The organism is Lysinibacillus sp. FW12 (genome assembly GCF_050817245.1).
Lineage (GTDB): Bacteria > Bacillota > Bacilli > Bacillales_A > Planococcaceae > Lysinibacillus > Lysinibacillus irui.
Genome location: NZ_CP139094.1, coordinates 2,945,909 through 2,958,533, shown reverse-complemented (window position 1 = coordinate 2,958,533; position 12,625 = coordinate 2,945,909). Strand labels below are relative to the sequence as shown.

13 protein-coding genes are annotated in these 12,625 nt (G+C 36.6%); 10 read left to right on the top strand and 3 right to left on the bottom strand.

Annotated features, from left to right (window positions below):
• Window positions 1-23: 23 nt before the first annotated feature.
• Window positions 24-611 (bottom strand): TetR/AcrR family transcriptional regulator, encoded by a 588-nt coding sequence (locus tag SJW71_RS15475; RefSeq protein ID WP_312507125.1) that lies wholly within the window; start codon window positions 609-611, stop codon window positions 24-26.
• A 177-nt stretch (window positions 612-788) separates the two neighbouring features.
• Here SJW71_RS15475 and SJW71_RS15470 point away from each other — a divergent pair, with 177 nt between their 5' ends.
• The 8 genes from SJW71_RS15470 to rarD all read left to right on the top strand — a co-directional run bounded on the left by SJW71_RS15470 (window position 789) and on the right by rarD (window position 7,554).
• Window positions 789-1,103: a PadR family transcriptional regulator gene (locus SJW71_RS15470; RefSeq protein ID WP_274796606.1), complete on the top strand. Its 315-nt coding sequence runs from the start codon at window positions 789-791 to the stop codon at window positions 1,101-1,103.
• 1 nt (window position 1,104) lies between these two features.
• A complete protein-coding gene (locus SJW71_RS15465; protein WP_322605721.1) occupies window positions 1,105-1,641 on the top strand; it encodes a DUF2812 domain-containing protein in 537 nt (178 codons plus the stop codon).
• Window positions 1,642-1,713: 72 nt separating this feature from the next.
• Complete coding sequence (locus SJW71_RS15460) at window positions 1,714-2,226, top strand: DUF2812 domain-containing protein (RefSeq protein WP_312507084.1); 513 nt, start codon at window positions 1,714-1,716, stop codon at window positions 2,224-2,226.
• A 14-nt stretch (window positions 2,227-2,240) separates the two neighbouring features.
• The gene (locus SJW71_RS15455; RefSeq protein WP_274796609.1) at window positions 2,241-3,146 is read left to right on the top strand and encodes an ABC transporter ATP-binding protein; all 906 of its coding nucleotides are present in this window, start codon (window positions 2,241-2,243) and stop codon (window positions 3,144-3,146) included.
• Window positions 3,124-4,374, top strand: a complete 1,251-nt coding sequence (locus SJW71_RS15450) for an ABC transporter permease (protein WP_322610511.1) — start codon at window positions 3,124-3,126, stop codon at window positions 4,372-4,374. Before SJW71_RS15455 ends, SJW71_RS15450 begins: the two co-directional genes overlap by 23 nt.
• A gap of 223 nt (window positions 4,375-4,597) precedes the next feature.
• A complete protein-coding gene (locus tag SJW71_RS15445) occupies window positions 4,598-5,767 on the top strand; it encodes a toxic anion resistance protein (RefSeq protein WP_274796611.1) in 1,170 nt (389 codons plus the stop codon).
• Between the two features lie 203 nt (window positions 5,768-5,970).
• Window positions 5,971-6,513: a hypothetical protein gene (locus SJW71_RS15440; protein WP_274796612.1), complete on the top strand. Its 543-nt coding sequence runs from the start codon at window positions 5,971-5,973 to the stop codon at window positions 6,511-6,513.
• 129 nt (window positions 6,514-6,642) lie between these two features.
• Window positions 6,643-7,554 (top strand): EamA family transporter RarD, encoded by a 912-nt coding sequence (gene rarD / locus SJW71_RS15435; protein WP_274796613.1) that lies wholly within the window; start codon window positions 6,643-6,645, stop codon window positions 7,552-7,554.
• Between the two features lie 65 nt (window positions 7,555-7,619).
• Here the strand turns inward: rarD and SJW71_RS15430 are convergent, their stop codons facing one another.
• Window positions 7,620-8,090, bottom strand: a complete 471-nt coding sequence (locus SJW71_RS15430; protein ID WP_274796614.1) for a hypothetical protein — start codon at window positions 8,088-8,090, stop codon at window positions 7,620-7,622.
• Between the two features lie 469 nt (window positions 8,091-8,559).
• Here SJW71_RS15430 and SJW71_RS15425 point away from each other — a divergent pair, with 469 nt between their 5' ends.
• Window positions 8,560-10,464 carry an endonuclease MutS2 gene (locus SJW71_RS15425; protein WP_312507080.1) on the top strand — a complete coding sequence of 635 codons (1,905 nt, stop codon included), beginning with the start codon at window positions 8,560-8,562 and terminating at the stop codon, window positions 10,462-10,464.
• Between the two features lie 100 nt (window positions 10,465-10,564).
• Window positions 10,565-11,305, top strand: a complete 741-nt coding sequence (locus SJW71_RS15420; RefSeq protein WP_431811158.1) for a hypothetical protein — start codon at window positions 10,565-10,567, stop codon at window positions 11,303-11,305.
• A gap of 63 nt (window positions 11,306-11,368) precedes the next feature.
• On the opposite strand, the gene SJW71_RS15415 is transcribed toward SJW71_RS15420, so the two are convergent.
• Window positions 11,369-12,622: a helix-turn-helix domain-containing protein gene (locus SJW71_RS15415; RefSeq protein WP_274796619.1), complete on the bottom strand. Its 1,254-nt coding sequence runs from the start codon at window positions 12,620-12,622 to the stop codon at window positions 11,369-11,371.
• Window positions 12,623-12,625: the final 3 nt, after the last annotated feature.

The following is a 12,625-nucleotide window of genomic DNA, read 5'->3' as shown; positions in this document are numbered from 1 at the left end:
TGCATTGATAGGAAAAATTTTTTCTAGGAAACGAGTCCCCTAGAAAAAATCGAAACACTTGTCTGTAAAAGTTCTTCGGTTGGTATGTCAGACACAATAGTGCCAAGTCGAGCACGTGACATAAAATGACCAAAATTTAGGGCAATGAGCGATAATGCAGCTGCTTCAAAATCCACTTCTCTTATTTTCCCTCGCTGATGCATTTCTTGAAAGTAGTGAATAAGCTCCTTCTTAATCAGAAGGGGAATATTCGCAATTTCCTCACTAATTTCAGGGAACTGAATGGACTCCTTAAAGCCAATCATTACAAAGTCTTTAATCGACATTAAAAACTGGAAATGTTTCAGTGAGAAGTTGAATAAATCTTTTTCTAATTCCCATGTGACATTTTGATTAATCTCCTGTTGTAAAAGTGGATAATAAGAAAATTGTTCAATAATGGCTTTTAATAAACCACGCTTGTTGCCGAAATGGCGGAAAAGAGTGACTTCGTTGACACCTGCTAATTCTGCAATGGTTTTGGTAGTTGCAGCTGTATAGCCCTTTTCACTAATCAATTGTAGTGCAGCTTCGATTATTCGTTCTGCCGTTCCCTTCGTTGTCAAAAACATACTTCCTTTCATGCAAGTAATCACTTACATACTAACATAGCGTATGATGTTCTGCAACAAAATGGTTGGACTATAGGAAATAACAGGTAATATAAGCATTGACAATTATATCGACTGCTGATATATTTTTTATATCGACTGGCGATATATTGATGGGCGATATAGAGGGGGATTTGTATGACACAGGAGCATCCGCCATTAACAGAAGGCGTTTATTATATTTTATTAGCTTTATATGAGGTTAGACATGGTTATGGCATTATGCAATTAGTGGAAGAATTGAGCAATGGGCGTGTGCGTTTAGGCGCTGGAACTATTTATGGAGCGATTAAAACATTGCTGGAACGAGGCTGGATAGAGGCTCTTGATGAGGATGGTAGAAAGAAGGAGTATATCATTACTGAAACTGGGAAATCGGTTGTTGACTATGAAATTTTGAGATTAAGGGAACTTTTTGACAATGGTATCCGTATAACGAGAGGAGTTGAATAATATGCATAAATATCGATTGATGATTAATCCCTATGCAATTGAGAAATGGGTCAATGATATGGCTTGTAAGGGCTGGCATTTGAAAAAATTCACATGGATTCGTTTTACGTTTGAACGTGGAGAGTCAGGTAGCTATATTTATCGCCATGATGAATTAGAAAGATTTGGCACTCACTATGAAGAGGATTATCTCGAATTTCTGAAATCCTCTGGCATTGAGCAAGTAGATCGCTCTGGCAATTTTGTATTTTTTAGAAAAGCGGCACAGGAGGGTCCATTTGAGCTGTATACAGATAAAAAAACGAAACTAGGCACTCTGTCAAAAAAGATGACTGTCTTGCTTTCTCTTATTCTACTTAATTTACTCATCGGCATAACTGGTTTGACTGGGGATTTTTCCGAACGCACAATAGATTGGGTTGGTTTCACGATGAATATGCTAAATCTAATTGTCGTTGTGTTATTCTCTTTTCCATTAATTAAGCTAATACGTGTACGCAATCGATTAAAGAGAGAATTAAATGTGTTTTCGGATTAATGGATTGATCATTATTTTCTGGGAAATCAGAAAATATAGAAAAAGGAAACTTTATTGTAAGGGTGAGGCTAGATGAAAAAAAGAGTGTACCGTTTTTTTATTGATTACGAAAAGGAAGAACGATGGGTTAATGATATGGCAGATCGGGGGTGGAATTTAAAGAAAACAATGGTAGGCTACTTTGTGTTTGAAAAAGGAACGCCAGGTCAATATTTTTATCGAAATGAATTCGTTAATAGGAAATCAAAGGATTATTTTGAGTTTCTAAACATGATGAATATTGAATGTGTAAGCAAATTCGGTGGTTGGGCCTATTATCGAAAGCTACAATCAGAGGGACCCTTTGAAATATTTACTGATGCAACTTCGAAAATTAACTATATCAAATCGATGAATCGTATTTTTATACTATTGTTGCTGTTTAATGTACTGGCGGGGATGTATAATCTTTCGATCGGAAGCGTAATCAACTCTAGTGTAGGTTGCCTGAATGTGATCGTCTCTATAATGGTACTTATATCCGTATCGAAAAATGAAAAACGTAAAAAGGGTTTGAAACAAAACTTACATATATTTGAAGGATAAGGAGGATTTACAACATGACTTTACAGTTACAGCATGTCACGAAGAAATACAAAGAGTTTACTGCTGTGGATGATTTAAATTTTACCATTGAAAAGGGTGAAATTTTTGGTCTTATTGGTCAAAACGGCGCAGGGAAGACGACAACATTCCGAATGATTTTAGATTTACAGGAAACAACGGCAGGGACAATTACTTGGAACGGCAAGCCAGTTAATGCCATTAACCGCGATGTCCTTGGTTATTTACCTGAGGAGCGGGGTATTTTCCCAACGATGAAGGTAGAGGAACAGCTTTACTTTTTTGGTGAGTTACGAGGCATGAAAAGAGCAGAGCTAAAAAAGGAAATTGATTTTTGGATTCAACGCTTTGAGCTCGGTGAAAAACGCAAAGATAAGGCAGAAACCTTGTCAAAGGGGAATCAACAAAAGGTTCAGCTTATTGCAAGTTTTATCCATAAACCTGAGTTTTTAATTTTAGATGAACCGTTCAGTGGTCTAGATCCAGTCAATAAGGATTTACTAAAGGATGCTATTTTATTATTAAAAGAGCAGGGTACGACCATTCTGTTCTCCAGTCACCAAATGGATAATGTGGAGGAGCTTTGCGATCATTTGTGCTTATTAAAACGAGGTGTGTCTTTATTTTCTGGTAGCTTACTAGATTTAAAGAAACAATATGGAAAAACAAAGCTTGCTGTTCGCACGGATTGGTCAACGACACAGTTATTGGCACTCGATGGGGTCAAGGATGTACGTGTTGAGAAGGAACAAACAGTCCTAACACTAGTAGACGAAAGCTTTGCCCAAAGTATTTTTGAGCAGTTGTCAGATGGGAAATATATTGAAAAGTTCAGCTTAGATTATTTATCGTTAGATGAAATATTTAAAGATAAAGTAGGTGGCCATATTGTCGAAGTTTAATTTGTTAATGAAGCAATTATACAAATCAAAAATTAAATCAAAATCATTTATTTTAATGACTTGCTTATATGTTGTTGTCATGTCTGTAGCTGTATTTTGGTCTGATATTAAGGAGCTATTTACAGGTGATGATGAAGCCCAGCAAATTGCCATTGTTAATGAGACATCCGCTGATTTAAGTGGAATCTTTGTTTCCAATGGAGATATGGCCTTTATTCAGGATGAAAAAGATGTATCAGCACTAGAAAAAAGGGTTAAAGATGGTAAGCTAGATGCCATTGTGACAATTAACGATCAAGGTGGCCAACTACATGCAGAAATCGCTACGTTTACACCACTAAAATTAAACGATCAGTCAGCATTATCTTCTTTATTGCAGTATGCTGGTCAGCATTTTGCCGTTCAGCAATTATCTTTATCACCAGAACAAGCGGCACAAATTATGGGTGCACAAACGGCTATTACTACCAAAAATTTAAATGAAGAATCAGCTGGTGGTAAAAGTGAAGAAGAGAAGCAATCTGGGTTAGTAGTTTCCTATGCAGTGGGTATATTAATCTATTTCTTTATTTCTACATTCCTTTCGATGATTACGACGGAAATTGCTTCTGAAAAAGGTTCACGAGCAATGGAAATGCTTTTAGTTAGTGTGAAGCCAGCCACACATTTTAAGGCAAAAATTGCAGGGGTATTATTACTTGCGTTAACGCAAATGGGGATTATTGCAGTAGTGTTTCTGATCTATTCGAAGTTTGTCAAAGACGGAATGGTTTGGGATGCGGCTGCTAGCATCATCAAAGAATTATCTGTTGGCTATGTTATCTATGCCATCGTATTTTTACTGTTAACGGTTATTCTGTATCTAATCATTGGCGCATTATTTGGTTCACTAGTATCGAAGGTAGAGGAAGCGGGTCAAGTGTTAATGCCTGCTATGATTATTACGATGATCGGCTTCTACGTTATGCTTACAGGAATGGGTAATCCAGATACGTTAATTATTAAAATTTTCTCCTATATTCCATTAACTTCTGGAATGATCATGCCGATGCGAATTGGTGCTACAGATATCGGCAGTATTGTACCGCTACTATCATTAGGGATTTTAATTGTAACGATAATTGTCGTGTATCTATTTAGTTTATCCTTCTATAAACGAAGTGTGCTGACATATAGCTCAGGTGGAGTAATTCAAAAAATTAAAACGGTTCTAAAGGTAACAACATAAGTTCAAAGCAGCTACGTGATAGATGTAGCTGCTTTTTTGGTTGTTTGATGCCATTGTTAGTAAACAATGTAAAGGAATTTACGGAATCAGTCGAATTTTGGATCGAAAGAAGCTATAATTTAAAAAAGAGCACGAAAATGAGTTTGTCATGAACCGGAAATGAAACTTTTTTAGATGGTAATCGTAAATAATTAGTAGAGATAAATTGCAGGGGGTAAAACGTATGTCTGAATTTAACAACGATCTTTTAAAATCCAAGGACCCATTCGCTTCAGAAAATCCTTTATTACAACCAAATCCACTTTTGCAACAAGAGCCTGAACAAAAGCCAGTGCTTGTGTCGGAGCAGGAGTTATCGCAAATTGCACAAAATCAGCTGATGCTAAAGAAAGATCCAGAGATTCATGCACTTGCACAAAAAATTGATGTTAAAGATCAAATTGCTATGCTTGAGCTTGGTAAAGAAACAGCCAATGGCATTTCTACTTTTTCAGATAAAATGCTAGCGACGATGAAATCCAGTAAGCTTGAGGAATCAAGTGTACTATTAAATAATCTTAATAAAATTATGGATAAATTTGATCCACAAGATTTTGCTGATGAGAAAAAGGGTGGCTTTATCTCAAAGCTCTTTAATAAAGGGAAAGAGCAATTGGAAAAGTTTTTATCTAAATATGACAGCATGAACAAAGAAGTGGATGTCATTTACCGCGAAATTCAAAAATACGAGGGAGAAATGAAGCGCAATACGATCGACCTTGAAAATTTGTATGAACAAAACTTAAATTACTTCCAATCATTAAGTAAATTTGTTGCAGCGATTGAGGTAAAAATTGAAGAGGTTCGTGCAGCATTACCAGCACTTGAACAAAAAGCTCAAACGGGTGATCAATTAGCAGCGATGGAATACGAAACAATGCTACGTGCTGTGGAATTATTAGAGCAACGTCGCTATGATTTAGAAATGGCACAACAAGTGTCATTCCAATCTGCACCTCAAATTCGTTTAATGCAGCAAGGTAATAACCATTTAATTGCCAAAATTAACTCTGCCTTCGTGACGACAATTCCAATTTTTAAACAGGGCTTGATTCACGCAGTCACATTAAAACGACAAAAGCTAATTTCTGACTCCATGAGTGAGCTAGACCGTCGTACGAACGAAATGCTTGTTCGTAATGCTGAAAATATTAGTAAAAACAGTGTAAATATCGCGCGTCAAGCAGGTAGCCCAAGCATTAAAATCGAAACTATCGAAACAACATGGCAAACGATTATGTCTGGTATTCAAGAAACGAAGCAAATCCAAGCAGAAACGGCAAGAAATCGTGAAGAGGGTCGTAAACGTATTGAGCGTTTGCAATTAGAATATGAAAAACTGAAAAAAATGTAAAATCAAAAGCTTCTTGCTCAAGTTGTTGCAAGAAGCTTTTGATTTGGAAAAAAGAGCTCTTGGTAATTGTTCTTTGACAAAAACAGAAATACTGATTATCATAAAAATAAATGAGAATGATTATCAAGTGAAAAAGGAAGCGGATAGATGATACACAAAGCAATACGAATAGATAAATTTGTTCGTGGGGGAGTGAAGAAGTAATGGGGAATAAAATAAAGTCCTCTGCATTTTCGTATGAGCCTAATCAAGATGGAACACTAGCTCTCTACACGACTGAGAATTTAATGATTGTGCCGCAAAGCCGTTATCTGGAGCTGTTGCATATGGAAGAGCTGTACAATGCTATGCATACAGATTTGGATCATAAACAGCATAGTTTAGAACGAGAACGAAAAATGTTAAAAAAACAAAATGCACAGCTTACAGAAGAAATGCAAAAGGTCAAGCAGCAAAACATGGTCCTCCAAAAAAAGGTGACGGAATACAATTGCGTGGTAGAAGAGATGAAGGTGCTCCGTCAACAAAATACAGAGCTGCTAATAGAATTAAGTAAGTATACAGCGCTGTCAAGAGAATCACTGACAGGTCCTCTTAAGTCGATGATTCGAGATATGCGTGAGCAAGGGGTAGGGATTAAAGAAATCCATATTCGCATCAAGCGTCAAATCAATCCAGATATTAGCTATAGTACAGTGCGTAAATACATTTCTGAGCTCGAAGCGGAACAGCAAGGTGAACGGTGATAGCAAGTCACTAGAAATTTGGCATTTACAGTTGCTACTCAAAGTCCTATAATGAGTCTATTCTTTAACTAGTTTAATATTATGTGAGGTCGTCTATCGATTTCAAAAAGAGTAGGAGCGTTAGTGGTCATGTCAAATGAGAAAAAAGGGGTACTGGCAGCCTTTTTAGCCTATGCCTTTTGGGGAGCTTTCCCTCTATATTGGAAACTACTTGAACACGTACCGAGTATGGAGATTTTATTATCACGTGTTATTTGGTCTTTTGTCTTTACGGTACTAGCTGTTATCGTATTTCGAATGCGTAAGGATCTCCTTGCAGATTTAAAATATTTATGGTCCCATCAAAAGCTTTTCTGGCAGCTTGCAGGTGCATCCTTTGTCATCTCAATGAACTGGTATTTGTATATTTGGGCAGTAACCCATAATCATTTAATTGAAACAAGCTTAGGTTATTATATTAATCCACTGTTATCGGTTATTTTTGGGGTAATATTCTTTAAAGAATCGCTAAGTCGTGCACAATGGATAGCGACGGGGATTGCTTTTATTGCTGTCATTATTTTAACAATCAATTACGGATCTGTGCCATGGGTAGCATTGCTGATCGCACTGTCCTTTGCTATTTACGGTGTACTAAAAAAGAAAATCAAATTAGATGCCACAAGGGGCTTAGCCATTGAAACATTGTTGATTTTACCCTTTGCATTAGGCTATTATGTTTATCTGTTTACAACACATCAAGCTTCATTTTTACATGTCGATGTAAAAACAGATATTTTAATGATTTTCAGTGGGTTAGTTACAGCAATACCGCTTATTTTATTTGCCAAGGGTGCACAAAATATACCTTTATATTTACTAGGCTTTATTCAATATGTATCGCCAACCATTGTCTTGGTTTTAGGCATTGTGCTATACAAAGAGCCATTCAGTCAGGTAGAGCTTTTAGCATTTAGTATTATTTGGGCGGCTTTACTGCTATTCTCTGGTTCTAAAATTATTGAAACAAGAAAAGCCCATCATAAATCACTAGACTTGTAGAATTTTCTACAGGTCTTTTTATTTTAGAATAAGGATATCAAGTAATTAATTTTAAAATATTAGTTTTAACTAGGAATGCTGTCAAAAATATATGTGGCTTCTTGAATGGCTAGGTGAAGACCATGTGTTTGGTTGAAAACGATCACTATCGCTATGACGAATAGAATCGCAAATATGAAAGATGCAGGATTTCTCAGCTCATGCTTTTGCCTTCTAAAGAATTGCAAACAAATAACGGCAGCGATAATGATAATAATGAGCGAAATAATCAGGGTGATCAATGTTGAATGTATGTCGTTTACCGCTTCCCTAAACTGTCCTAATATCCCCATATTGTTAGGGCTCTCCACAATGGTTTTTTGACTGTCTTTGTTGGTAATCTCCCACCTAAAGTGATCGTTTTCTTGCAATACCGTATAATGAAAGCCTATTGTGTTTCTTTCTCCAATTAATGATGAAGAGGCAAAGGCTGTAGGAATCCATAAACTGAAGATGAGCATAAAGCTAAAAATGGTATGAATGGTTTTTTTGCGCATTTGGTCACTCCTTCATAGTGATATTCGACAAAAATTAGAAGAATCCCTTTCCTATATGAACACCTTTACTTTTTTGACAACATGTAGTAAGATAATGTCAATAATTAGATAACAATGAAAACTAATGCGAGGTGCTTTTTGTGAGTGCGGTAGGTTCTAACTAGGTAAAATTGAATGAAATAAGGCTATGGCGACAGGGGATTTATGTCATGCACACACCCCTTTTTTAGTCATGGATTTATTTCAAAACCTATGTAGATACCTACAATACTTTATCAAGCGTGGCGTACTATCGATGAACCTTCAAGTAACAAGAGGTTTTATTTGTGGTGCCGTAAAAGCTCGCCTTTTAAAGATTAAGCTGTGGGGATTCCTCACGGCTTTTTATTTTATTAACACATCATTGCTATCTAATATTGGGTAGGTATCTTCATGTATGATCAAACATTACAATGAGGAGCATGAAAAAATGAATTTTACTACTCTAGAAAAGTTACAATACCATGAATTAAAGGATATCGTTAAATCCTACTGTGTTAGCGGTTTAGGAAAACAGCTATTAGATAAATTAATGCCAAGCTCAAGCCTAGCAGTTGTGAAAACTCGTTTGAATGAAACGACAGAGGCGCGCGCAATTTTAGATGCAGAAGGCCATGTACCTTTTTTAGGTGTCTCCAATATTGAGCATATCATGACCAAACTTGCGAAAGGGATGATATTAGATCCAAGTGAGCTAGTTAGTATGTCAGACTTTTTAAGAGGCTGTCGCAATATCAAAAAATTCATGTTGGATAAGGAATTTTTTGCACCAGTTCTTTCATCTTACGCCCATTCAATGGCAGAGTTTAAAAGTGTGGAGGAGGAAATTAATTTTGCGATAAAAGCCAATCGTGTGGATTCAGCTGCTAGTCGAGAATTAAAGCGTATTCGTCATCATATGGACACGACCGAAGAAAAAATTAAAGAACGCTTAACAAAATTTTTGAATAACAGTGCTAACAAACCCTATATTCAGGAATTCTTTATTAGCCAAAAGGATGATCGATATACGATTCCAATAAAGGCTTCCTACAAAAATCATGTACAGGGTACAGTAGTAGAGATTTCCTCAAAAGGTGCAACTGTTTTTATGGAGCCGAGTGTAGTTGCTAAATTGAATGTAGAATTGGCTACCTTAAAGGCAGAGGAAGCGGTGGAGGAGTATCAGATTTTAGCCACTTTATCAGGACTTTTAATGGAACATCTTCATGCCATTCAGATTAACATGGAGTTGATTAGTCAATATGATATGGTCTTTGCCAAAGCAAAATTCAGCAGACAAATTGGTGGTATGGAGCCACGTTTAAATGATTATGGTTATATTAACATAGTAAATGGCAAGCATCCGTTATTACCAGCTAATGCCGTGCCCCTACAGTTTACCATCGGTCAAGATTATCGTAGCTTAATTATTACGGGGCCAAATGCTGGTGGGAAAACCGTTGTCTTGAAAACAATTGGCTTATTAACGTTAGCGACCATGTCAGGCTTTCATATCGTAGCAGAGAAGGGAACCGAGATGGCGCTATTCGATCATATCTTTGTGGATATTGGTGATAATCAAAGCTTAGAAAATGCTCTTAGTACGTTTTCTTCCCATATGAAAAACCTTTCCGATATTATGAGGGCGGCGAATAATCATACACTTTTACTGTTCGATGAAATTGGCAGTGGTACAGAGCCAAATGAAGGAGCAGCGTTAGCAATAGCTATTTTAGAAGAGTTTTATCAGATGGGCTGTATGACCGTTGCAACAACACATTATGGCGAAATTAAACGATTTTCAGAAATGCACCCTGATTTTATGAATGCAGCGATGCGCTTTAATAGTGAAACACTAGAGCCTTTGTATCAATTAATGATTGGCACATCAGGAGAAAGTAATGCCCTTTGGATTTCTAAAAAAATGAATGTCCGTGAAACAGTTTTACAAAGAGCAAAGGATTATATGAATAACAAGGATTATCAGCTAACACTTGTTCAAGACAGTAAAATCCGTAAGCCAAAGATAGAGAAAGCGAAAGCGACAACAGTATATGCCTATGCAAAAGGGGACCGCGTGAAATTACTGGATTATGATGATATAGGGCTCGTATACGAAGAAATGGATCCTTACAATAATGTCAGCGTCTTCTATAAGGGGCAAATACTAGAGGTAAATGTTAAGCGACTTGCCTTAGAACTACCTGCAACAGAATTATACCCCGAGGGATATGATTTAGAGACATTATTTGTTGATTATCAAGCACGTAAGCTTCAGCACGATATCGAGCGAGGGTCCAAAAAAGCATTACGTAAAATACAAAAGGATATTAGAAAAGATAAATTGAACTAAGAACTTAGTTGAGAGACTGGGGCATAAGTGAACTTTCCAATTAGAAAAATGAGAGTCAACGTTATGTCCCAGTTTTTTTAGAATGGGGAGGACAAATAGGTTGAAAAAGGAATTTGGTATGTTGGTATTGTCTAGTATTTTATTGCTTGTGGGTTGTAGTGTTCATCAAGAAAGTTCTCAGAAGGATGAGAACTCTTCAACCGAACAATTATCAATGCAGCCGAAACAAGAGGCGAAGGAAAGTATTATTTGGTTTTCAGAGAACAATGAAGTACAGCTCACACCAAAAACAAAAGTTTCAGATGGTTTCAGTGGTGTAACTGTTGCAGTAAATAATATGGAGAAAGAGTTTAATTGGCGTTTTACGACCATTACAGAGCCTCAAGTTTATTATACAGATATTACAGGGGACGGGAAAAAAGAAGCAGTAGTAATTATAAATACAGGAAGAGGGACTGGTTTAACGATTGATGAAGTACATGTGCTGAATAGTGAGAACCTCTCCGAAATAAACGTACAGCCTTTTGAAGAAATTATTTCGGATCACTTCGAATCGAAAATTACTAAAAAAGGAGAGAATCTAAATATTCAAGTAGTAATGCAAGGTACTGAACAGCATGTGAATGTTGTCGCTCTAGATCCACACGTAGAGCAAGAGCATCTTAATTTTGGAGGGGTCGTTTATTATAAATTAGACAATCAAAAATTAACTGTAGTGCTAGGTGCTAGTGTTGGAGTATCTCCGCAATATGTAGGTGATGTCTATATTACATATCAATTTGATGAGGCTAAAAATGAATTCCTGGCACATCAAATGAAATTTGTTCCTCTAAACAGCTAAATAAAATAATTAAAAATGAGTTCGATATGGGGCAGTAGCACCTTGCATCGAACCCATAATGTTTTATTCTACAGAATTAATTTGTGCTTTAATCGAATGATAGACTTCCTCAATTTTTCGTTTGTAAGGTAAATCCACTAAATTTAATGAATCTGTGTAGGCCATTTTTGCAATGTCGTAGGCTGTTGTTAGCTCCCCAAAATGTGCATAGCACAGGGCTTTATAGGAAAAACACTCATGTAAGCTTAAAATATCATATGGGTGACTAATATAAATCGGTATGTTTTTATATTGTTCAAATGCAGCCTTCGCTTCGTCATAACGACCAAGTAAATAGAGGGATTTTCCTTTTTCAGCATAATAAAAATTAGGATCCAGCTTGTCTATATACTCATGCTTCCTAAGCTCATTAAAACGTTCTATTTCAATCAGAGCTTGCTCATAATTATGGATGTAACTATTATAATAATGTGCCTTCAATACAAAAATAAAGGCGTCCACCTCAACACGTTCCGCAAATGCCTGATATTGCGCTAGCTTCATAAACATATGATCTGTTTGTTCAAAATCATGATCGATCATAGCACAATAGGCACCAATCCTGTACATATTATCAATTTGATAGAACAGTTGGTTTTTATGGGCATTAGTAATTGACTCTTGAATTAATTTTTTCCCTTCCTCATGCTCACCAATTGCGAGCTGGAATATACTCGTATAATAAGTCATTAATAAGGCATCGCGGGAATCGAGCTGATAGTCTTCTTGTTCAATAATTTCCTTTGCCTGTAAGATACGAGCGTAAGCCGATGTATATTGACGCTTTGCTGCTAAAATTGAAATCTCTAGGACAAATGTTTTGAACCAATGGCTGCGTAAATTAATTTCCTTAAAAATAGTACGAGCTTGCTGAAGCGGGGATTCCCAAGTTGTTAATCCAGCTTCATACTGAGCGTATGCGTAAATATACAATAACCGTCCAGCTTCGTAGCTAAGTGGAAGATTCTCTACAGATGGCTTAATGAGATTAACAATTTCTTGATGATGGTCGGCATCACCCCGTTTTACTTCTGCAAATAAAATTTCAACCTGCTCTAAAAGCGGGCGAAGTGAGGATGACGTTACTTCTTCCAGTAATTCACTAGCTTTCACCCCTAAACGTTCAGCAATATAATCAAGGCTTTCCATGGAAGGCTTGGCCTTATCATTTTCTATTTGGCTTAACATGCCCTTTGTTAGACGCTCACCGGCTAGTGCCTCTAATGTTAATTTTTGTTCTTTCCTTAATTTACGAATGCGTGTGCCTAAAGAATCCACTGC

What these genes read in the sequence shown, in the direction of transcription:
- rarD (WP_274796613.1), top strand. Translation starts at nt 6,643, where the DNA reads ATGTCAAATGAGAAAAAAGGGGTACTGGCAGCCTTTTTAGCCTATGCC.
- SJW71_RS15440 (WP_274796612.1), top strand. Translation starts at nt 5,971, where the DNA reads ATGGGGAATAAAATAAAGTCCTCTGCATTTTCGTATGAGCCTAATCAA.
- SJW71_RS15475 (WP_312507125.1), bottom strand. Translation starts at nt 611, where the DNA reads ATGTTTTTGACAACGAAGGGAACGGCAGAACGAATAATCGAAGCTGCA.
- SJW71_RS15465 (WP_322605721.1), top strand. Translation starts at nt 1,105, where the DNA reads ATGCATAAATATCGATTGATGATTAATCCCTATGCAATTGAGAAATGG.
- SJW71_RS15460 (WP_312507084.1), top strand. Translation starts at nt 1,714, where the DNA reads ATGAAAAAAAGAGTGTACCGTTTTTTTATTGATTACGAAAAGGAAGAA.
- SJW71_RS15425 (WP_312507080.1), top strand. Translation starts at nt 8,560, where the DNA reads ATGAATTTTACTACTCTAGAAAAGTTACAATACCATGAATTAAAGGAT.
- SJW71_RS15455 (WP_274796609.1), top strand. Translation starts at nt 2,241, where the DNA reads ATGACTTTACAGTTACAGCATGTCACGAAGAAATACAAAGAGTTTACT.
- SJW71_RS15430 (WP_274796614.1), bottom strand. Translation starts at nt 8,090, where the DNA reads ATGCGCAAAAAAACCATTCATACCATTTTTAGCTTTATGCTCATCTTC.
- SJW71_RS15470 (WP_274796606.1), top strand. Translation starts at nt 789, where the DNA reads ATGACACAGGAGCATCCGCCATTAACAGAAGGCGTTTATTATATTTTA.
- SJW71_RS15445 (WP_274796611.1), top strand. Translation starts at nt 4,598, where the DNA reads ATGTCTGAATTTAACAACGATCTTTTAAAATCCAAGGACCCATTCGCT.